The 21,315-nt window shown below is 44.4% G+C and carries 18 protein-coding genes and 1 tRNA gene; 11 read left to right on the top strand and 8 right to left on the bottom strand.

Annotated features, from left to right (window positions below; all coding sequences use genetic code 11):
- Positions 1-14: 14 nt before the first annotated feature.
- From KIT51_07430 to KIT51_07410, 5 genes are all read right to left on the bottom strand, one after another.
- Complete coding sequence (locus KIT51_07430) at positions 15-1,925, bottom strand: RecQ family ATP-dependent DNA helicase (protein UYN88525.1); 1,911 nt, start codon at positions 1,923-1,925, stop codon at positions 15-17.
- Positions 1,926-1,995: 70 nt separating this feature from the next.
- Positions 1,996-2,850 carry a transporter substrate-binding domain-containing protein gene (locus tag KIT51_07425; protein UYN88069.1) on the bottom strand — a complete coding sequence of 285 codons (855 nt, stop codon included), beginning with the start codon at positions 2,848-2,850 and terminating at the stop codon, positions 1,996-1,998.
- A 94-nt stretch (positions 2,851-2,944) separates the two neighbouring features.
- On the bottom strand, positions 2,945-3,712 hold the full coding sequence (locus KIT51_07420; protein UYN88068.1) for an enoyl-CoA hydratase/isomerase family protein: 768 nt from the start codon (positions 3,710-3,712) through the stop codon (positions 2,945-2,947).
- Positions 3,713-3,718: 6 nt separating this feature from the next.
- A complete protein-coding gene (locus KIT51_07415) occupies positions 3,719-5,794 on the bottom strand; it encodes a ComEC family competence protein (protein UYN88067.1) in 2,076 nt (691 codons plus the stop codon).
- Between the two features lie 55 nt (positions 5,795-5,849).
- Positions 5,850-6,800 carry a PhoH family protein gene (locus tag KIT51_07410; protein UYN88066.1) on the bottom strand — a complete coding sequence of 317 codons (951 nt, stop codon included), beginning with the start codon at positions 6,798-6,800 and terminating at the stop codon, positions 5,850-5,852.
- A gap of 90 nt (positions 6,801-6,890) precedes the next feature.
- Here KIT51_07410 and KIT51_07405 point away from each other — a divergent pair, with 90 nt between their 5' ends.
- The 8 genes from KIT51_07405 (at position 6,891) to KIT51_07370 (ending at position 10,850) form a co-directional block, all read left to right on the top strand.
- Entirely contained in the window at positions 6,891-7,670 is a 780-nt protein-coding gene (locus tag KIT51_07405) for an SAM-dependent chlorinase/fluorinase (protein UYN88524.1), read from the top strand.
- 36 nt (positions 7,671-7,706) lie between these two features.
- Positions 7,707-8,000, top strand: coding sequence for an antibiotic biosynthesis monooxygenase (locus KIT51_07400; protein UYN88065.1), 294 nt, complete (start codon positions 7,707-7,709; stop codon positions 7,998-8,000).
- Between the two features lie 66 nt (positions 8,001-8,066).
- Positions 8,067-8,150, top strand: a tRNA-Leu gene (locus tag KIT51_07395).
- Positions 8,151-8,185: 35 nt separating this feature from the next.
- Positions 8,186-8,440 carry a GIY-YIG nuclease family protein gene (locus KIT51_07390; protein ID UYN88523.1) on the top strand — a complete coding sequence of 85 codons (255 nt, stop codon included), beginning with the start codon at positions 8,186-8,188 and terminating at the stop codon, positions 8,438-8,440.
- 195 nt (positions 8,441-8,635) lie between these two features.
- Positions 8,636-9,340 (top strand): subclass B1 metallo-beta-lactamase, encoded by a 705-nt coding sequence (gene bla / locus KIT51_07385; GenBank protein ID UYN88064.1) that lies wholly within the window; start codon positions 8,636-8,638, stop codon positions 9,338-9,340.
- Positions 9,341-9,457: 117 nt separating this feature from the next.
- Positions 9,458-9,940, top strand: a complete 483-nt coding sequence (locus tag KIT51_07380) for a peptidylprolyl isomerase (protein UYN88063.1) — start codon at positions 9,458-9,460, stop codon at positions 9,938-9,940.
- Positions 9,941-9,954: 14 nt separating this feature from the next.
- A complete protein-coding gene (locus tag KIT51_07375) occupies positions 9,955-10,380 on the top strand; it encodes a DUF4440 domain-containing protein (protein UYN88062.1) in 426 nt (141 codons plus the stop codon).
- A 155-nt stretch (positions 10,381-10,535) separates the two neighbouring features.
- A complete protein-coding gene (locus KIT51_07370) occupies positions 10,536-10,850 on the top strand; it encodes an RNA-binding protein (GenBank protein ID UYN88061.1) in 315 nt (104 codons plus the stop codon).
- 57 nt (positions 10,851-10,907) lie between these two features.
- Here the strand turns inward: KIT51_07370 and KIT51_07365 are convergent, their stop codons facing one another.
- On the bottom strand, positions 10,908-12,386 hold the full coding sequence (locus KIT51_07365; GenBank protein ID UYN88060.1) for an aldehyde dehydrogenase (NADP(+)): 1,479 nt from the start codon (positions 12,384-12,386) through the stop codon (positions 10,908-10,910).
- A 68-nt stretch (positions 12,387-12,454) separates the two neighbouring features.
- Between KIT51_07365 and KIT51_07360 the strand changes: the two genes are divergently transcribed.
- Genes KIT51_07360 through KIT51_07350 form a run of 3 tightly spaced genes read left to right on the top strand, consistent with a single transcriptional unit; the run spans position 12,455 to position 16,519 of the window.
- Positions 12,455-14,800, top strand: coding sequence for a DUF2339 domain-containing protein (locus KIT51_07360; GenBank protein ID UYN88059.1), 2,346 nt, complete (start codon positions 12,455-12,457; stop codon positions 14,798-14,800).
- On the top strand, positions 14,797-16,011 hold the full coding sequence (locus tag KIT51_07355) for a DUF3999 family protein (GenBank protein ID UYN88058.1): 1,215 nt from the start codon (positions 14,797-14,799) through the stop codon (positions 16,009-16,011). The genes KIT51_07360 and KIT51_07355 overlap by 4 nt, the downstream gene beginning before the upstream one ends.
- Positions 16,012-16,060: 49 nt before the next feature.
- Positions 16,061-16,519 carry a DoxX family protein gene (locus tag KIT51_07350; protein ID UYN88057.1) on the top strand — a complete coding sequence of 153 codons (459 nt, stop codon included), beginning with the start codon at positions 16,061-16,063 and terminating at the stop codon, positions 16,517-16,519.
- Positions 16,520-16,579: 60 nt separating this feature from the next.
- On the opposite strand, the gene KIT51_07345 is transcribed toward KIT51_07350, so the two are convergent.
- Together KIT51_07345 and KIT51_07340 are read right to left on the bottom strand one after the other, a co-directional pair.
- Complete coding sequence (locus KIT51_07345) at positions 16,580-17,827, bottom strand: metallophosphoesterase (protein UYN88056.1); 1,248 nt, start codon at positions 17,825-17,827, stop codon at positions 16,580-16,582.
- A 63-nt stretch (positions 17,828-17,890) separates the two neighbouring features.
- Positions 17,891-21,307 (bottom strand): efflux RND transporter permease subunit, encoded by a 3,417-nt coding sequence (locus tag KIT51_07340; protein ID UYN88055.1) that lies wholly within the window; start codon positions 21,305-21,307, stop codon positions 17,891-17,893.
- Between the last annotated feature and the right edge of the window lie 8 nt (positions 21,308-21,315).

Raw genomic sequence — 21,315 nt, 5'->3', positions numbered from 1 at the left:
ACATATTGAGTGTATTAATTTTTCAGGCGCAGCTTCCATACATCATCATACTCAAGTTCTCCGCGGTCAACCAGCTCGCGTATAATATCAATAAACATTTCGCTGTCTTTTGGGTTTACTTTTACTTCCAATTCCTCACTGGTCAGCGGCCCTGCAGCCAATATGGTTAAAATCTCATGTTCTAGTTCACTGGTCTCTAATAGATTTTCCCGCTTTCGATTGGCCACACATACATCGCATTTGCCGCATGTCTCCCAACTTTGCTCATCAAAATAATCCAGTATCAGTTGCATGCGGCACCGATGCGTAGCCGTAACAAAGTCTATCATGGCGTTCATTTTTTCTTCGGCTAATTTTTTTCGTGCCTTGAGCCGTTCAATATTCAGCGGAAGGCGGTCTGCATCCTGTCGGGGAAGGATAAAAGTAACTTGCGGACTATCCATAACAGGTTGGTAGACCAGCACCTGTAATGCATGTAAGTGTTTAAGCTCAGCCTTAAGTTCATCAATCGAAATACGAAGGCCCTTTGCCAATTGGCTTTCGGTAATCTTCACAAAATCGGTAAACAATTGTGCGCCATAAAGCCTTAGCAACATTTTAATAAGCGGGTCAAACTTTTCATTAGCCACCTGAAACTCATACAGCCTGGCACGGTCAGCCAGGAAGGTTAAGCGAGAAGGGCTATAAAAACTTTCATTAAACTGGATCAACCCCTCTTCTTCCAATTTTTTTAATGCTCCATAAACTTCATAAGCCTGAAGACTGAAGCGTTCGCAAAAGTTGTGGATATTAAATTCATAACTCTCGCCTTCTCCGCTTCCTTCCGCCAACTGAAAATAGTTTGCCAATGCCTGGTATATTTTTTTGAGAAGATATAGTTCAGGGTGCGCCTGGTTTACTTTCGCCACTAATGAATCGCGGTCCGAATCGTGCCAGCTAACAACCGCATAAGCACGAGCACCATCGCGGCCGGCCCGGCCAGCCTCCTGGTAATAGGCTTCCAGCGTTTCGGGCAAATCCATATGCACGACTACGCGCACATCGGGTTTATCGATGCCCATACCGAAAGCATTGGTAGCCACCATTACCCGGCACCGGCCTTTCATCCAATCATCCTGGTGGGCGACCCGTTGTTGAAAACCCAAGCCTGCATGGTAAACCGTTGCCGAAATACTTTTCTTTGTAAGTAATTCAGTCAACTCAATAGTAGCCTTTCGCGACCGAACGTAAACAATGGCTGAACCGCCAACCTTTTGCAAAACCTCCAAAAGCTTTTTCTCTTTATGCTCGGCCTTACGAACAACAAATGAAATATTATCGCGGGCAAACGTGCGCTGAAAAATTTCATGCCCTTTACGGAAAGCAAGTTTTTCAACAATATCATCCTTAACCTGTTGGGTTGCTGTGGCGGTAAGGGCAATAACCGTTACATCGGGTAAAAGCTTACGCAAGGTTACAATTTGTAAATACGGTGGACGAAAATCATAACCCCATTGCGAAATACAATGTGCCTCATCTACCACAATAAGGGCAACCTTCATTTGCCTGGCACGCGCCAGAAAAAGTTCAGTCTGGAGTCGCTCAGGCGAAACGTAAAGAAATTTAACATGGCCATGAATGCAGTTATCCAGGAGCCTGTCAATTTCAGTGCGCCCCATGCCCGAATGAATGGCCACCGCTTCAATACCCCTTCGCTTTAATCCCTCTACCTGGTCTTTCATTAAGGCAATAAGCGGAGAAATAACCAGGCATATTCCTTCCAACAGCATAGCAGGAACCTGAAAGCAAACCGATTTGCCCCCACCCGTGGGGAGCAGCGCCAGGGTATCCCGGTGTTTTAAAACTGAAGAAATAATTTCTTCCTGCATGGGCCGAAAGGCCATGTGCTTCCAATAGCGTTTTAATATGGAGATGGGTGTTTCCAGCGTCCCCCAATATAAAAGAAAAAGCGGGCCGTTTTGGCCCGCTTTAATTTGTTGTTGAAATATTAAGTTATTACTTACTGGCCGATTGCAAAAGCTTTACACCGGTTTCGCCAAGGTGCTTTTGTAAAATACTTTTGTACTGCTGCGAATTGGTGTACCCGCCCTCGGCTTTAAAAAATTCTTCGAGCAACGGTAACCAATCACTGTTCATGGGCATGATAAAACCAAATTGCTCGGCAGCTTTATCGCCCACCGGATGACGTTTTACGGATTTACGTTCGCTCACAGCCTTTAAGTAAAAAGCAAGATCGAGGTAAGAAAAGGCGTTGGGGTCACTGAATACTTTTTGGTAAACCTCCGGGCTTGTATCCAATGTAACCACTTTCATGGAAGGATAATACTTTTTTAATTCGAGGATTCGCTTTTCGTTGAGTGTGCCCTTTGCTGTGTAGGCTGTAAGCTTGGAAAAAGTGGCAGAAATATCTTCCAGTTTAGCCAGTGTAGGCACATTGTTTTGGGTAATTAAAATCGCGAAATTGGTGATAAAGGGTGGACTGAATTTTACTTCGCGCTTGCGCTCCTCCGTAATGGTAATATTTCCCAATCCAAAAACCCCACCTGTTGAAACCTTCACTTTGTCATACATACCTTTGAAATTTGTACCATCACCCACATACTTTGACTGAAGGGAAACGCCCTTTGTTTTATTTACCCATTCAATAAAGTCGGAGGTAATATCAACGCAAATGCCCGTAAGCTTTCCTGCATCATCCTTATACACGAAACTGGGTGTTTCAACATAAGCAAAGGAAATGGTTCCTTTACCTGCCGATTTCACCTGCGCCCACGTATCCCCTGCGTAACCTTGTGCAAGCAGTCCGCTACACACTACAACCAAAAGCAAAGAAAAAAGCACCTTTTTCATAATCCATTTATTTTAGTATACAGAGTTACGCATTTAGAAGGTTTAAAACCTGAATGAAGTAAGATCAGTGTACCATTTTCTGGTTCTGTGCATTTCACCAGATGATTTTTTCTTTATTCAAAAATGCTGCAATGCCACGTTTACAATCTTCCGTACCGCGTGCGTGTGCATTTTGCTCGGCTGCAAGCCGTAAAGCCTCATCCATTGATTTACCCGCCACATCTGAAATAAGCCTTTTTGTAAGGGCCATGCTGGCAGCAGCATTGGTAACAATAAGCTTGGAAGCGAAAGCGCGCACTTCCTGATCCAGGCTATCTGGCGGAACAACACGATTGATCAGACCGAAAGCCTGGGCCCGCTCCGCTGAAATAAGTTCGCCACCCAGCAACAATTCACGTGCACGGCCTTCTCCGACTTTTCGAAGCAAAAATACTGACACCAGGGCGGGTATAAAACCAATCTTCACTTCGGTATAACCAAACCGTGCCTCGGGCACGGCAAATACCCAATCGCAAACAGTGGCCAGGCCACAACCACCGGCCAGTGCGTGGCCTTGTACCTGAGCAATAATTACTTTGCTGTGGTTATATATTTTCAAATAAAGCTCTTTCAAATGGTTGGAGTCCTTCAGGTTTTCTTCGTAAGAGAAATGCTGAAGTTTCTGCACATAAGCCAGGTCTGCTCCGGCACAAAAAGCTTCTCCTCTCGCCTGAAGGATGATCACTTTTACCTCATGATCGCTTTCAGCCTGATCAAAAGATTGTTTCAATGCAGAAATCAATTCAAAACTTAATGCGTTTCGTTTTTCCGGACGGTTCAGTGTGATAAAAGCTATTCGTTCGCGTACATGATATTCAACCATAGTGTATTAAAGTTTAGTAACAAATGCACCTTGGTGCAAAACCGAATGAACAGGCAAGTTTAACGTTGCTGCTTGATTTAAGATTTTTGAAGCCGCGTAAAAGGTATTGCTGCTGTCAATGATAATAGTTTTACAGGTAACCTGGTCAAGTGTTCTCACATTCCGGATACTGTTATTACTAAGCACAATATAGTCAACTTTCAAACCTTCCGGCAACGAAAACGATTCGCTTGTAAGCTGAACTATAATTTTGCCACTCCATACAAACAGATAGCCACCTTTAAACGAACGCATGAAAGGTAACTTTGTACTGCTATACCGGATACCGCTTATTAACCGATTGGGCCGAACATGAAACCGGATTCGTTCTGCATCATTCAACAAAGTTGAATCAGCACGGAAAAAAGATTTTCCATGGCTACTCCACTCCATAGCGGTTTTTCCTGCTACATGATAAACCACAAACTTCTCAGGCCTAACTTCTCTATAGTAATGATGCCACTGCATCAGCCCTAAAGCGATGGCACAGAAAAGTATGATTAACACAAAAGCAAACCTGCGGAAATGCAGCAGCAATAATGCAGAAACAAGCATTCCCATCAGCAACCAGGTTTGAAAGGTTGTGATGTATATGTTATTGATTAAGCTAAACGGTAATTGCTCGACCCAAAATACCAGGTTATTTAAAACCCACAGAAAAAATTCCAAAATAAACCCAATAACCGCTGCAATGGGGTCAAAAAAACTTACGAGTAGCAACAGTATACCCAGCACCACAGAAATAATGGCACCCGGTATTACAAATAAATTGGATACCAGAAAGTATACCGGAAATTGATGAAAATACAACAACCCTAACGAGCAGGTTGCCAGCTGTGCAGCTATGGAAACACAGGTTATCTGCCAAACCTTATCCCACAACAAATGATTAGGCGACCACAGCCAGTAAAGCTTAGGCTGCATGTACACAATACCAATAACCGCTAAAAATGAAAGCTGAAAACCTACCGACATAATCAGGTAGGGTTCCCACAGTAACAAAATAAAAGCAGCAACACCCAAGGTGTTGTAAATATTAGTTTTATAATTCAAGGGTTTGGACAAGGCCATTACCGAAAACATGGTAACGGCACGCAGCACCGAGGGCGACAAGCCCGTGATAAATGCATACGACCACAGCGCACCTATACCAACCAACGCCAATAGCCATTTGCCATACCGGCCCCTATCAAGCGGCTTAACAAGTACTGAAATAATAAGGTAAATAATTCCTACATGTAAACCCGATACAGCCAACACATGCATGGCACCCGATGATGCATACGCTTGCACAAGCTCATTTTCGAGACCGTCTTTCACGCCCAACAGCAAAGCTGCGGCCACCGTCCGCTCCTGTTCACCTGAAATATATTTTTCGAGTACACGCTCGGCCCATGCACGCACACGATACGAAATCGACACAAAATTGTTTACGGGATTATTGGGCAAAAGCAACACCTGGTTAGCACGTATAAAATGTTGATGGTAAATTTTTCGAAAGGTTAAGAAACGCTTATAGTTGAACTCACCGGGGTTGGCCGGAGGCTGAAGGTCTTGGGGTGAGCCGTTAATCAAAAGTTTATCGCCATACCGGAAGGGCTCTTCAAAATCGTTACGTGAAAAATAAAGCAGCACTTTACCCGAGCACTCATGCCATGAGCCTTGGTAATACACTTGTTGAACCTTTGCCTCTGCCTTCCAGGACTTTTCTTTCTTTTCCGCATAACCGGAAACAACCGCGTAGTACTTATCAATGGACTCAGTCACATGCAACAAGTGGTCGGGCCTTTGCGAATCAGTATGCACAAGAGTATTTACATAACCGCTCACGCCTATAGCCAACAAACCAATTGTTCCGGCAAGTAACGACTTACCCTCTCCTTTCATGATCCACGTAAGGAGTAGGTAAACTGCTACCAATACCATCAAGGCCATCATGGCGATGTGCTGCGGAATAAAATCAGGCTGGTAGATACCCAGTACGATACCGACAATAAAAAAGGAAACAATACGGACGAATGCGTAGGGTGTCCAGAAATGCATAGTTGAAGGTAAAGGAAAACCCTCCCTCATTCAAGCAAAATCGATTTCTTGACCGCTATGGAGTATCACTTTTCTTAGCGTAAGCATCAATAATATCGCGCACAAGCCTGTGGCGGATAACATCCCGCTCGGTAAGTTCTATCACGCCAATACCCTTAACATCTTTCAAAATGCTTACCGCCTCAGTCAACCCTGAGCTTTGTTTCTTGGGCAAATCAACCTGCGAAACATCACCGGTTACAATCATCTTCGAATCAGGGCCCATACGGGTAAGTACCATCTTCATTTGCATGGCCGTTGTGTTTTGGGCTTCATCCAACAAAATAAAAGCATTGTTGAGTGTGCGTCCACGCATAAAGGCAAGCGGGGCAACCTCAATGATTTCACGCTCCATGTAATACTGAAGTTTCTCGAAAGGAATCATATCGTTGAGCCCGTCATAAATCGGTCGCAGGTACGGATCAATTTTTTCTTTTAAATCACCGGGAAGAAACCCCAGGTTTTCACCCGCTTCAACGGCAGGCCGGGTAATGATTATCTTCTTTACCTGTTTATTCTTAAGCGCACGAACGGCAAGGGCCACGGAAATGTAGGTCTTGCCCGTTCCGGCAGGGCCCAGCGCAAAAACAAGGTCATTCTCTTTCACTAATTGTACCAACTTTTGCTGGTTGGGTGTTTTGGCTTTAATAGGAGTACCTTTGGTGCCGTGCAAGATCAAATCATCACCGGCAGTCTCACTCAACACCAACTGCTTTTCGCGGGTAATGTAATTCTGTACATTTTCCTCAGTCAGGCGGCCATACCTGTGAAAATGATCCAGTAAAGCCTGCACAATGTCATCGATCTGTACCACCTCATCGGTGCTGCCCTTTACCATAAGCTGGTTTCCGCGGGCCACAATCCTGCTTTTAGGAAATGCCGATGCCAGTTCAGTAATATTCTTATTCTCGATTCCGAGGAAATCCACCAGGGAAACATTTTCAAGGGTAATGATCTTTTCTATCAAACGAGGTAAGCTTTGGGGTCGCGATTATATGCGTTAAAAGTGTTTATTTTGGAGCGTAAACATACAAAAGAACACGGGGAGCATCAATACATGGCCATTATTACCCTGCTGACAGATTCCGGAGAAAGTGACCATTACGTGGCCGCCATAAAGGCAAAAATATTGTCTACCAACCCGGGCCTAACCATCATTGACATTACCCATCGCATTCAACCCTGCGACCTTGCCCATGCAGCTTTTGTTTTACGGGCTGTGTTTCGGGATTTTCCGAAAGGCACTGTTCATTTGGTTGGCGTTCACGCCACCGGCAGCCGCGAAGATGCAGCCATAGCCTTGCAGGTGGAAGATCATTACTTTGTGGGAACCGACAACGGTCTGTTTGGCCTTGTAACCGATAAGCCCCACCAAAAGCTGGTTGAATTAAACCTGGTAAATAACATTCCCTCCACTTTTCCCGAGCGTGATGTTTTTGCGCCAGCCGCAGCACGGCTGGCCAGTGGCGTAAACATTACCACACTGGGTAAACCCATGCCTACTTTCAAAAAAATGATCGACCGGCAAATGAAAGCCACCAAAAAACAAATTACCGGGCATGTGGTGCGGGTAGATAATTTCGGCAACCTGGTTACCAACATTACCCGCGAAGCGTTTGATATCCTGAGCAAAGGGAAAAATTATACCATTCAGTTTGGTGGTGAAAAATTCAGGAAGGTTCATACCCTTTACAGCCAGGCCGATGAAGGTGAGTGTTTTATGGTTTTTAATAGTTTAGGCCTTTTGGAAATTGGCCTTTATAAAGGCAATGCCTCCGAACTGCTGGGCCTGAGTTATGACAGCATGGTGAATATTATATTTGATGAGCAGGCATAACCTGCAAACATTTTACATGAATCATAATTTTAGTTTATGCTGATCAGGATTGTGCGCATGCATTTTACTGACGCTGGCGTGGATGAATTCCTCCAGATTTTCAATGCCAATAAAGAAGCCATCCGGAACTTTGAAGGCTGCACCCACCTGCAGTTGCTGAAAGATTTTGACACCCCCAATACCTACACGACCTTAAGCCACTGGCACGATGCCGAAAGCCTGGAACGCTACCGGAAATCAGAACTTTTTGGCAATGTTTGGGGACGTGTAAAAAACCTTTTTGCAGAACGATCGCAGGCATTTTCGTTGCAGAAATTTATTGAACTGTAAATTGTGCGAACGTTAAACTTTGTTCATATTTGCAGCCCGATAAAGTGACCTGCAATTCCAATAAAAGCCCGGATGGCGGAATTGGTAGACGCGTTGGTCTCAAACACCAATGGTAGCGATACTGTGCCGGTTCGACTCCGGCTCCGGGTACTAAGCCCCAGAAAAATTTCTGGGGCTTTATGATGATGTGGACAGTCTACGTTTTACGAAGTTTAAAATCAAACAAGCGATATGTGGGCATGACACAAAATCTTACCCATCGTTTACAGCAACATAATTCAGGAAAATCAAAATTCACCTCTGGGCATATGCCTTGGGTTATAATTTACACCGAAAATCATCCCTCAACTGAGGCAGCAAGAAAAAGAGAGAAGTATTTAAAGTCTGCTGCCGGAAGAAAATTCCTCGATCAAAACTGTGCCGGTTCCCTGCCCGACTGACTGCGTCAGCCGTCAGGCGGGGACTCCGGCTCCGGGTACTAAGCCCCAGAAAAATTTCTGGGGCTCATTTTTTCTTTTAGTCTACCAAATCATCTTTCTTCACATCAACAATTTGCAATGAAAATAAGCTTTTTGGTATCCTGTCTTTGTTTTTGCCTTTGGTGCTGTAAAAGCAAGACTTACGAACAGCAACCGTTGGCCTTACCTGCATTGGAAAAGAATGTGCAAACCGTCTACAAGTCAGGTAAGCTGGAAATACTGAAATTGTCTGATCATGTGTACCAGCATATTTCATATTTAAGCACGAACGACTTTGGCCGGGTTGATTGCAATGGCATGATTGTGCTTCAGGATGGAGAAGCAATAATTTTTGACACTCCTGCCGACAACGAAAGTTCAATTGAATTGATCGATTTTTTAACCAAAAAGGTTCGCTGCAAAATCATAGGCATAGTACCTACTCATTTTCACGATGATTGCATTGGCGGGATAGAAACATTTATCCGCAATAAAATTATTGCCTACGCTTCAAGCCAAACTATTTCTTTATTAGCGAACAAAGGTCATCACCTGACTACCTCATTTATCTCGTTTACGGATAGCTTAAATCTGGTAGCCGGGAGTGCTCCGGTATTAATCCGTTACTTTGGCAAAGGGCACACAAGTGATAATGTTGTTGCCTATGTTCCTCACGATGGCGTATTGTTCGGTGGGTGCCTGGTTAAAACACTGGGGGCAACAAAAGGGAACCTGGCGGATGCCACCGTAACCGAATGGCCGGAGACGATTTTGAGGCTAAAAAAATACTTTCCAACTCTAAAAGTTGTTATTCCCGGGCATGGTAATAGCGGTGATGCTGCGCTACTGGATTATACCATAACCCTTTTTGAACAACAATAAATTGAACCCATTATCTCAATCAAAATTAGTTTACCTTTACCCCAACTAAAGCGAGTCAGTTTATTGCCCTAGCGCATCTTTCCTGCCTCCAGTTTGTTCCATCTAACACCAAAACACATGCAAATCGCAAAAAACACGGTTGTCTCAATCCATTATACGCTTCGCGATGACCAAGGTAATGTACTGGATTCAAGTGAGGGCAAAGACCCGTTGTTCTACATACAGGGTATCGGTAACCTGATACCAGGAATGGAAGAAGGGCTGGAAGGTAAACTGAAGGGCGACAAACTGGATATCAAAGTGGCTCCGGAAAAAGGATACGGTGTACGCAACAATGCCCTTATACAAAAAGTACCACGCACCGCATTTGGTGATCAGGAAGTGAGGCCAGGCATGCAGTTCCAGGCACAAACCAGCAATGGAGCACAAGTGGTAACCGTAACCGAAGTTAGCTTGGATAGTGTTACCGTTGACGGTAACCATCCGCTTGCCGGGGTTGGGTTAAACTTCGCTGTTGAAGTGATGGATGTGCGACAAGCTACAGAAGATGAACTGGAACACGGGCATGTGCATGGCCCGGGGGGACACCACCATCATTGATCCACAAGCTTCATATGTTTAAGTGGTTATTGATATTTTGTCTTTTACCGCTAGCGCTTGCTGCCCAACGTTTCCCTCAGGAAGAAGCCGCCATACGGAAGGTAATGCACCTGCAGCAGGAAGCCTGGAACCGGGCCGACATCGAAAGTTTTATGCAGGGTTATTGGAAATCCGATAGCCTAAAATTTATTGGCCGCCAGGGCATCCATTACGGTTGGCAAACCACGTTCGACAATTACAAGAAAGGTTACCCTACACCCGAAGCCATGGGTACGTTAACCTTTACCATCCTTTCACTTGAAATGCTTTCCAATACCTCGGCTTACATGATCGGCCGTTGGCACTTGAAACGCACAACCGATGAACCGGGCGGGCATTTCACCCTTTTGTGGCGAAAAATCAATGGTAAATGGGTAATTGTAGTCGATCATACCAGTTAAGTTTTAGCCCCTCCATGGAACTTTGAACTATTTTTCTACCTTTACAAGGTTAATTGATCATTCTTTCGTTGAAGCCCTTCATGTTTAACCGCATTTGAGTTTCAGGCGGGACCATCAGTTAAAATTTTAATTATTCACTTTATCAGTAAAAACAAATGAACATTTATGTTGCCAACATCCCTTTTAAAGCAACGGAAGCAGAATTGAAGGGGTTATTCGAAGAGTATGGTGAAGTTAGCTCCGCTAAAATCATCATGGACAAGTTTACACAACGCAGCCGTGGTTTCGGCTTTGTTGAAATGAATGATGACTCAGCAGCCCAACAAGCCATTTCATCACTTAATGGTGCTGACTTTATGGGCAAGAACCTGGTGGTTAACGAAGCTCGTCCGCGTACCGATGCACCGCGCGGTGGCGGCAACCGTGGCGGTGGCGGCTTCAGGAAAAATTTTAATCGCGATCAGTATTAAGATTACCGGATATGAAACCATACCAAGCCCTGACAACTGTCGGGGCTTTTTTTTGGATTACTTTTTCCATTCTCCGTTGTACATGCGCCAGATGTTTTGCGGATTTTTCTCCTTCAATTCATTCGGAAGCAATGCCTCAGGACAATTTTGAAAGGCCACCGGCCGGGCAAAACGTTTTATGGCATCGGTACCCACGGATGTAAAGCGCGAATCGGTGGTGGATGGGAAGGGGCCTCCATGTTGCATAGCAGGACAAACTTCAACACCAGTCGGTACTCCGTTGATAATTACCCTTCCGGCTTTCTCCTGCAGGGTACGAAAGCAACTCTGGTATTCAATCAATTCCGATTCTTCACCAATCATGGTTGCTGTTAACTGTCCGTGTAGTTTTGAAATCACCGTATGCAATTCATTCCGGTCTGCACACCGTATCAGTAATGAAAAGGGCCCGAACACTTCTTCTGCTAAAAGGGGATTGCTCATAAATGTTGATGCCGATGCTGATGCCACAATTGCTTTGCCTTGACGTTTGCCGGGCATACCTGATGCTTCCGCTTCAATGCTTACGCCTTTCTGGCTTAATGCCTGCCGAAGTTTCTTCGCATAATTTTCTGCAATGCCGTCATGCAGCATAGTTTCCGGGTGTTGGGCAACAATTTTTTCAGCCAAGGCATTTATAAAATCCTGCAATCCATCGTGTTCAATAGCAATAACCAATCCCGGGTTAGTGCAAAACTGACCTACACCGGTAACCATGGATGCCGCCAGCTTTGTGGCCGTATCAGCAAAATTTTTCTTCAGGCTTTGCGGCAACAAAACCACCGGGTTAATGCTGCTCATCTCTGCAAAAACAGGAATAGGTTCTTCACGCTGGTTCGCTAAATCAAATAATGCTTTCCCGCCTGCAAACGATCCGGTAAATCCAACGGCCTTTGTTAGCGGATGCTTGACCAATGCCTGGCCAACCTCAAAGCCTGCTCCATGTACATGTTGAAACACTCCTTTAGGTACCCCGTTCACATATGTTGCCCGATCAATCGCATCAGCAACCAATTGTGAAGTTTTTGCATGGGCAGGATGTGCCTTCACCAGCACAGTACAACCGGCTGCCAGGGCAGATGCCGTGTCGCCCCCTGCAGTGGAATAGGCCAACGGAAAATTAGCAGCACCAAATACAACCACCGGGCCAATGGGCATAAGCATTTTACGAAGATCAGGTTTTGGTACCGGTGCGCGATCGGGTTTTGCTGTGTCAATGCGTGCTTCCACCCAGGAACCTTCTTCAATATAATCAGCGAACATTTTCAGGTGGCCTGTGGTGCGTGCACGTTCAGCAATAATCCGCGCCTCCGGCAACTCAGTTTCTTCCATGGCTGTTTTCACCAGTTCCTGCCCAAGGCCGTCAATTTCTTGCGCCATTGAACGAAGCAACGCGGCACGCTTTGTTGAAGGAAGGTTCTTAAACGATTGAAAGGTAAAAAAAGCATCGCGCACGGCTACGTCAATTTCTGCCTGGGAAGCATCCTTAAAAGCCATAAAAGTGTGGTTGAATTCAAGACAAAATACAGAACATTTCGTATACTTCAGAAACAAAACCGTTCCCTATGGACGAACCGTTGAAGCAGCTTCAGCAGCTTCTTGAAAAGGCCAGCCAGTTGGAAACCATCCAACGCAATCTCAGCAAGGAAATTGAAGTACTGCGCGGGGAAATAGAACAGGCGCAATCGCGCTTGTCAAAACCCGTTAGGCCGCTTGCCGCAGAAACAAAACCGAAAGAAGAAACACCTGCCCCCAAACCGATACCCATACCGGAAAAAGAACCGGTACTAGCTACTGTTACAGAACCAAAAGCTGAGCTTAAGCAAACTCCAGTAACGCAACCAAAAAAAGAACCGACACCCTGGGAAGAGTTTATCGGAACAAACCTTTTAAATAAAATCGGTATTGCCATACTGGTGATAGGTATTGGTTTCGGTGTTAAGTATGCGATTGATCATGATTTATTAAATCCGCTTACACGTATAATACTTGGTTACCTGGCCGGTGCCGGGCTTTTATTCCTGGCTTTACGGATTAAAAAAGATTACGGGAACTTCAGTGCCGTGTTGCTCAGTGGTGGCATGGCATCGCTTTATTTTGTCACCTACGCGGCTTATGATTTTTATGCACTCATTCCACAAGTCGCTGCTTTTATTCTCATGGTACTGTTTACCGCGTTCACGGTATTGGCAGCACACCACTATAACCTGCAGGTAATTGCCTTACTGGGATTAACCGGTGCCTATGCAGTTCCTTTTCTGTTAAGCGATGGATCGGGAAAAGCTTTGATCCTGTTTTCTTATATCGCCATCATTAACAGTGGTATACTCGTTCTTTCTTTTTTGAAGGGTTGGAAGATTACACATTATACCGCTTTTGCGCTTACCTGGCTAATCTACATTTCGTGGTATTTGTTGGACTATAATTCCGATAACCACTTCTGGATTGCCCTGTCCTTTGCGCTCATCTACTTTATTATTTTTTATTCAGCCCTGCTCGCCAACAAAGTAATTAAAAAGGAGCCTTTTACCATCCCGGATCTTGCATTTCTGCTGATCAATTCATTTATCCATTACGGTATTGGCTACGCGGTCATTAATTCCGTTAACGATGGTGAACAACACCTTGGAATGTTTACCGTATTCAACGCCTTGTTGCACTTCGTTGTTTGCCTGGTGCTTTACAAACGCCAGGAAAAAACAGAACACATCTTCTATTTCATCGCAGGCCTGGTACTTACCTTCCTTTCCATAGCCGTGCCCGTGCAACTGGAGGGAAATTGGGTTACATTGATATGGGCCGCGGAAGCGGTGTTGTTATTTTGGATTGGCCGCTCTAAAAAAATCAAGGCTTACGAACTCATGTCATATCCCCTTGTGGTACTGGCCATCATCAGCCTGACGGATGACTGGGATACATTTTACCAACTTAACCTATACAATCCCGAAAACAATACTTACTTCACCCCCTTCTTGAACATACATTTCTTTACAGGCATTTGGATAAGCATAGCCTTGTATGCCATACACTGGCTTAACAACTATCCCGGTTATGAAGCACCTTTTAAAAGTAAGGACCTTATAATGGTCATTACTTACGGGGTACCAACCCTTCTTTTACTGGCTTTGTATTGTACCTTCTACATTGAGATAGGTTATTATTGGGATTCGCGTATGGCACAAACTACAGTAACGGTTACATACGAAACAACCAGCTATCCCGAACTGGACTACACCCTGAACTCCTTTAAAAGTTTATGGCGGCTTAATTTTTCAGCCCTGCTCGGCATAATACTCTCCATCGCATGCCTTCGTTACAGCAAGGTTGAAAAAACCGTTGTACCAACATTTATTTACAATTATGTGGTTATTGCCGCGCTCATCGTTACCGGGTTGCAAGAACTTGGCGAACTGCGATATAACTACCTCAACCCGCGCCCTTCAGGATATTTTGAAACCGGCATTTGGTACCTGTTATTCCGCTACGTGGTATTTGCGTTAACACTTCCCTTGCTCTGGTTTAACCATCGTTTTACCCAACTGGACTTTGTGCGGGAAGATTTTAAAAAAATGGAGCGCATAGTATTTCACCTTGTTATACTGATTGTGCTAAGTAGTGAGCTTATCCATTGGCTGGATTTCGGCCGCATTTACAATACCGATAAATTGGGCCTGAGCATTCTCTGGGGAATTTATGCTTCGTTTATGATCATACTTGGGTTAAGAGAAGACCAGAAATTTATACGTATTACAGCCATCATAATTTTTGGCATAACGGTACTTAAGCTATTCGTTTACGATATGGCCGGCATGAGCACCATTGGTAAAACCATTGTGATGATCAGCCTGGGCGTACTGATGCTGATCTCTTCATTCTTATACAACCGCAGGAAAAAAGTTAAGGGCTTATGAAAAGAATTGTGTTTAGTGTTACGCTTCTGCTTTATGTTTTTTTCGTATCGGCACAAACAGCATTTCAATACAGAAGGCCTGTTGAGAATGTTCCTGCAGAAGATTGGTATGCTATTCCGTTTCCGGTTGATATTTATCAGAAAATCACTAAAGATTTTTCCGACATCCGGATATTTTCCATAACCGAAAAAGACACAACAGAAATACCCTACCTGGTAAAAATCCGGAAAGACGAAGTATCCATAGAAGACTTTACCCTGCCCCTGCTCAACCAAAGCCGCGCAAATGGAATATTTTATTTTACAGTTCAAGTACCGGCCGGAAAAGTATTGAATACCTTAACGCTGAATTTTCCTGAAAAGAATTATGATGCGCGGGTTAGCATCGAAGGCAGCACCGACAGAAAAGAATGGTTTGCGATCGTCAACAATAAACGAATTGTATCCATATACCAGGATAATATTGACTATACCAATGCCACTGTCCATTTTGCGGATAGCGACTACCCGTATTTGCGCATCCAGGTAAAAGCCGACAAGCAACTTACCCTGGCAGGCGCTTCCTTTAAATATTCTTCAACCAAAAAGGGAAATCCTATTACACTTTCGGATTTTACAGCAACCACTACTACAGAAAACAAGCAAACCAATATACGCATAAGGGCACCTTACCGCACTGCGGTTAACACGCTCACTATCCATGCAACACACAACACCGATTTTTACCGGAGTTACAGATTGACATACGCCACCGACAGCATAAAAACAGAAAAAGGATGGGTACAAAATTATTCAACACTAAAACAAGGCTATCTCACTTCGCTTGACTCCAATAAAATCAATTTTGAGACCCTGATAACCCACGAACTGAAATTAACCATCAACAACCTCGACAATCCTCCGCTAACCATCAATACTATTGAGGCGACTGGCCCGCAGGTTGAAATAATAGCCAAACTTCAACCCGGACAAAACACCTTTCTTTATTATGGCAATGCCCGCCTCCCAACGCCACAGTATGATTTGATCCACTTTGAGGAAAAAATCCCAAAATCACTAAAAATTATTTCCTTGTTGAATGAGGAAACCCTGCAGGCACCGCAACAACAAAAAGCACTCTTTACCCAAAAATTCTGGCTCTGGACAATCCTTATCGTTGTTATCGGCATCATGGGGTACTTTACCCTGCAAATGCTCAACCGAAAGGATTGACCTTCTCCGCTAAATTTTGTAAACTTTGTATTCACCAATACAAAGTACTATGAGTGTCGTTACCGATGTCGAAAAATGGGGTAATGCACATAGACCGGGATTCCTGGATTTCTTCCGTATTATCCTTGGCCTTTTCATTACCTACAAAGGTTTACAGTTTATCACCAGCATGGATGAACTTGAAACCACCGCTGCAAGTTTTAACGTATGGTTTGCAGGCGCTACGCTGGCACATTATGTAGTGTTTGCTCACATACTGGGCGGGCCATTGCTTGCCTTCGGGTTGTTTACCCGCATTGTTTGTGTAATCAACCTCCCGGTACTGATTGGCGCGGTTGTCTTTGTGAATTACCCAAAGGGCTTTTTAAGCGTAGGCCATCACATGGAACTGGAAATGTCGTTGATTGTGTTGGTTGGGTTGATCATTTTCATAGTTTTTGGGGCGGGGAAATATTCCATTGATGCCAAACGTAGAAAAGAGGCCGAAGCCGAAATGAGCAAGACCTAAGACACAAGACATTAGTAATAAGAATACCGTTGTCTTGTGCATAAAGCCTAACCGCTTTCCTTATGCGCGTTTTAATTCGATGATCGTTAACTCGGGTGGTATACCAACCCGGCCAGGATAACCAATGTATCCAAAGCCACGGTTTACATACAGGTATTGATTTCCTTCCTGATAGAGGTCGGCCCATTGTTTATAAACATACTGCGAAGGGCTCCATTTGAAATCACCGATCTCCACACCAAACTGGAACCCGTGTGTATGGCCGGCAAACATCACATCAATATCGCCATAACCCGGACGAACCTGTGCATCCCAGTGGCTTGGGTCGTGCGACAGCAAAAGTTTTACAGCTGCTTCATCGGTATGGGCATAAGCTACATCAAGCTTACCATATTTCGCGAACCTTCCTGCACCCCAGTTCTCAATGCCTAAAATAGCCAGCTTATCACCGCCTTGTTTCAACATCCGGTTTTCATTCATCAACAAATCAAAACCCATCACCTTGTGTACTTCTACCAGGTCGCGAAAGTTTTTCTGTTTGGCTTCCTTTGATGACCACCCCACATAATCGCCATAATCGTGATTACCAGTAACGGAATATACACCCAAGGGCGCGTTAAGTTTACTGAAAACAGGAATATAATCTTTTACTTCGCTGGTTTGATTGTTCACCAGGTCACCGGTAAAAAAAATCACGTCAGGTTTCTCGCGAAGGAACATCTCCACCCCACCTTCAACGGCTGTTTTACTAAAGAAACTTCCGGAGTGGATATCCGACAACTGGCCTATGCGTATCCCGTCAAAAGATTTCGGCAGGTTAGGCAGGTAAATAGTCCTTCTGCGTATGCGGTAATCATGCGCCCCGGAAACTATACCGTACGTCATGGCGGCAAACGGTATGGTGGCGGTTATTACTGCAGCCTTAGCCAAAAACTCCGAACGTGGTATGGTTGTGCCTGATGAACTTGTCGATTGGCCACGGCTAAAATAATCAGCAACCCAGCGAACACCCCGTTGAATGTCATCGATCAAAACAAAAAGTACCCCAAATAATTTGGAGAAGTAAACCATAAACACAGCGGTAAGTACCATATTGCGTAAACTCGATCCATACTTATACGGATCGCCATAGGCATACCATAAAATGGCCACAAAGGTGAGGGCTGTTACAAGCCAAAAGCCATAACGCATTACCGACTTATAGCCAACCGACCAATCTTTACTTACCGTAACAATGGCCTGGTACACGTACAAGTCAATTAGTACAAGAATGCCCAACAAAATGAAAAACGACATAAGCTTGGCCATCAGGATTTAGTTCAAAAATATTTCCGTGACCTCCGAAAACGCAGGTCACGGAAATGAATAAAATCAGGCTATACCGATTTTACGGTTCAATTTCTCAACCAGCAAGTACATTACCGGCACCACCACCAATGTTAAGAAGGTAGCGAAAGCCAGGCCATGAATGATCGTCCACGATAGCGGGCTCCAGAAAATCACGCTATCCCCACCGATATAAAAGTCAGCATCGTAGGAATTCAGGAATTTAATGAAGTCGATATTGATACCGATTGCCAGCGGCATTAAACCAAGTATAGTGGTAATAGCCGTGAGCAGCACGGGGCGCAAGCGGGTTTTACCTGCCTCAGCGATAGCGTTAACAACCGTATCCAGCGGAAGTTTATCAACACCAAGCTCTTCTTTCAAACGTTTCTTTTTCAGTTCAATAAAGTCGATTAATACTATGGCGTTATTCACTACCACACCGGCCAGCGAAATCAAACCCACCATGGTCATAATCACTACAAAGTCCATCCGGAAAATAAATAACCCGAGGAACACACCAATGGTGCTGAACAATACGGAGGTCATTATAATAAGCGGTGCGGTTATCTTGTTAAATTGGGCTACGATAATGAGGAAGATGATGAATACCGCCAAGGCCAATGCACCCGACAAGAAACTCATTTCTTCCATTTGCTTCTCCTGCTCACCGCCAAACTTAAAAGAGTATCCCGGAGGCATGCGGTAATCGGCCAGCAATTCCTTGATCTGGTTATTGATTTCAGTGGCATTAAACCCTCCCAATACGTTTGAGCTGATGGTGATTACGCGTTTTAAATCTTTACGCTTAACTGAACCATACGATGAACTAAGCTCTGCTTTGGCAATGGAAGAAATAGGGACCTGCGAAATTTTACCGGTGCTTTGGTCGCGGAAGGTGATGCTCTTGTTCATGAGTGCATCCAGGTCATAACGATACTTATCATCCAATCGGATTTGGATATCGTAATCATCCTCACCTTGCTTGAATTTTGATACTTCTTTTCCATATAATGAAGTACGAATTTCATTGGCCACAGCATACGAAGACAATCCAAACCTGCGGGCCTTTTCACGGTCAAGGTCAATGACCAACTCAGGCTTCCCGGTTTCCAGATCAGTTTTCAATTTTTCAATGCCTTGTATGCCTGACTCATTGATTTTCTTTTTCATATCCTCAGCCAGGCGCACAAGTGTTGGGAAATCATCACCGCTAACCTCAATATTCACAGGCTTGCCGGTTGGGGGGCCATCGGCATTCTTGTCAACCGTAACGGTAACACCGGGGTATTGGCCTATGGTAGCACGAAGGTCCTCCATAATAGCCGTGGTGCTTTGTCCATCACGGTATTTAAAATCCACAAAGTTGATGGTAATACGGGCTTTGTTGGGGGTATCCGACATACCGATGTTAGAAGGATCGTTCGGATCGCCAGTGCCCTGACCAACGTTACCAATGACAGACTCCACAATGGATTCGTAAGGTTTAATAAACGCGATTACCTTATCTTCAAGTTCTTCTGTTAATTTATTGGTAACCTCAATATCTGTTCCGGTTGGGTATTCAATAAACACATTGATATACTTGGGCTCGTTGATCGGGAAGTAAATAACCTTAGGTGGGAAAACTACCAACAACCCAATGGAGGCGAACAGCAGGAAAATCGTTCCGAGGAAAAAATACTTCGGTTTGGAGCCTTGTAACGCAAAGGAAATTATTTTGGAATACCGGCTTTCGAGGCGCGGTAAAATAGAGGTTTGAAATGCATGCGTTACCGGAGTAAACACGTACACATTCAAAAGTGTAAGCAAACCAAAAATCACCAGCAGGTTACCAAACCACAGGGTATTAACGGGGGTAACATAACTGATCACGATAAATACTGCACCGGCAACGGTTAATGAACCTACTGTTTTAATGGTGCGTGTTTTATTCGATTTTGCCTCACTCTCGTGCTTCATAAACAAGGAAGCGATAACCGGGGTAATTACCAACCCTACAAACAACGATGAAGAGAGTACGACAATAAGGGTAATGGGCAGGTACTTCATAAATTCACCCATAATGCCAGGCCACATGGCCAAGGGCAAAAAGGCAGCTAACGTAGTGGCGGTTGAAGCGATGATAGGCCAGGCAATTTCACCCACACCTAACCGGGTAGCACTTACCAGGTCATAACCTTCTTCATATAAACGATACACATTTTCCACCACCACTATACCATTATCCACGAGCATCCCTAACGCCATAATCAACCCGAACAACACCATCATATTAATGGTGTACCCCATAAACCCTAAAATCAAAAATGAAAGGAACATGGAAAGCGGTATGGCTATACCCACAAAGTACGCATTGCGGATACCCAGAAACAGCATAAGCACGGCCACCACCACCAACACACCTGAAATAATGTTGTTCTCCATGCTGCTCACCATCTCTTTTGTAAAGGATGATTGATCGTTGGTGATGCTGATGGTCAATCCTTCCGGAAATACATCGCGTTTGGCCTTATCTAAAATCGCATTTACCTTTTCGGTGGCGATGATCAGGTTTTCGCCACTCCGTTTGATCACATCCACCATTACTACCTGCTCCTTTTGCAGGCGGGCGTAGCTTTGCCGCTCTTTGTAATCAAATTCTATTTTGGCAACATCTTTCAGGTAAACGATGTTTCCTTTTTCATGCTTTACGATAATGTTTTCGAGCTCACGCGGATCGGAAAATTCTCCCACTACGCGAATATTCCTGCGTATGCCGTCATCCAAAATATTGCCGCCCGAAAGGGTAACGTTCTCGGCCTTAATGGCATTTTCCAAATCGCTGAAGTTGAGCATACGCGCTTCAAGCTCATAAGGGTCAACTTTAACCTTTACCTCCTTTTCATCAATGCCACGGATCTCAACCTTTGAAATCTCTGAAAGCTTCTCAATTTCATCTTCCAGGTATTCGGCATATCGCTTCAGCTCTTCCAGTTTAAAGTTTCCCGAAAGGTTTATGTTAAAAATCGGGAACTCCGAAAAATTCAGTTCAAATACATTCGGATCGGCCGGCAGGTCGGTAGGCAATTCGGGTTTTGCACGGTCAACCGCATCCTTAACTTTTGTCAATGCATCACTCACATCGGTTTTAGGATCAAACTCCACAATAATGGTGGAGTAATCCTGAACCGAGGTTGACTTGATATTGTCAACTTCCGAAATAGTGTTTAGTTCCTTTTCAATAGGCCGGGTAACCAGGTTCTCCATGTCCACCGGTGAGTTGCCCGGATGCGATGTGCCGATATAAATGACCGGTTGTTCAATTTCGGGGTAGCTGTCTTTGGGTAAATCGATGTAGGTCATAATACCCATCACCGTGATCAGGAAAGCAATAAACCCTACGGAAGTTCGGTTCTTCAATGCCCAGGAGGACAACCCGAATTCCTTATCAACTTTCAGATTCGTATTTTTTTCGCTCATAATTTTAG

Source organism: Cyclobacteriaceae bacterium, from assembly GCA_025808415.1.
Taxonomy (GTDB): Bacteria; Bacteroidota; Bacteroidia; order Cytophagales; family Cyclobacteriaceae; genus UBA2336.
The sequence above is the reverse complement of the archived record's forward strand: the minus strand, read 5'-3'. Positions and strand labels throughout refer to the sequence as shown.

Coding starts and splice junctions, on each gene's coding strand:
- KIT51_07345 (UYN88056.1), bottom strand. CDS start 17,827: ATGGCCAAGCTTATGTCGTTTTTCATTTTGTTGGGCATTCTTGTACTA.
- KIT51_07340 (UYN88055.1), bottom strand. CDS start 21,307: ATGAGCGAAAAAAATACGAATCTGAAAGTTGATAAGGAATTCGGGTTG.
- KIT51_07425 (UYN88069.1), bottom strand. CDS start 2,850: ATGAAAAAGGTGCTTTTTTCTTTGCTTTTGGTTGTAGTGTGTAGCGGA.
- KIT51_07405 (UYN88524.1), top strand. CDS start 6,891: ATGGCCATTATTACCCTGCTGACAGATTCCGGAGAAAGTGACCATTAC.
- KIT51_07365 (UYN88060.1), bottom strand. CDS start 12,386: ATGGCTTTTAAGGATGCTTCCCAGGCAGAAATTGACGTAGCCGTGCGC.
- KIT51_07350 (UYN88057.1), top strand. CDS start 16,061: ATGAGTGTCGTTACCGATGTCGAAAAATGGGGTAATGCACATAGACCG.
- KIT51_07360 (UYN88059.1), top strand. CDS start 12,455: ATGGACGAACCGTTGAAGCAGCTTCAGCAGCTTCTTGAAAAGGCCAGC.
- KIT51_07400 (UYN88065.1), top strand. CDS start 7,707: ATGCTGATCAGGATTGTGCGCATGCATTTTACTGACGCTGGCGTGGAT.
- KIT51_07415 (UYN88067.1), bottom strand. CDS start 5,794: ATGCATTTCTGGACACCCTACGCATTCGTCCGTATTGTTTCCTTTTTT.
- KIT51_07370 (UYN88061.1), top strand. CDS start 10,536: ATGAACATTTATGTTGCCAACATCCCTTTTAAAGCAACGGAAGCAGAA.
- KIT51_07420 (UYN88068.1), bottom strand. CDS start 3,712: ATGGTTGAATATCATGTACGCGAACGAATAGCTTTTATCACACTGAAC.
- KIT51_07390 (UYN88523.1), top strand. CDS start 8,186: ATGTGGACAGTCTACGTTTTACGAAGTTTAAAATCAAACAAGCGATAT.
- KIT51_07380 (UYN88063.1), top strand. CDS start 9,458: ATGCAAATCGCAAAAAACACGGTTGTCTCAATCCATTATACGCTTCGC.
- KIT51_07355 (UYN88058.1), top strand. CDS start 14,797: ATGAAAAGAATTGTGTTTAGTGTTACGCTTCTGCTTTATGTTTTTTTC.
- KIT51_07375 (UYN88062.1), top strand. CDS start 9,955: ATGTTTAAGTGGTTATTGATATTTTGTCTTTTACCGCTAGCGCTTGCT.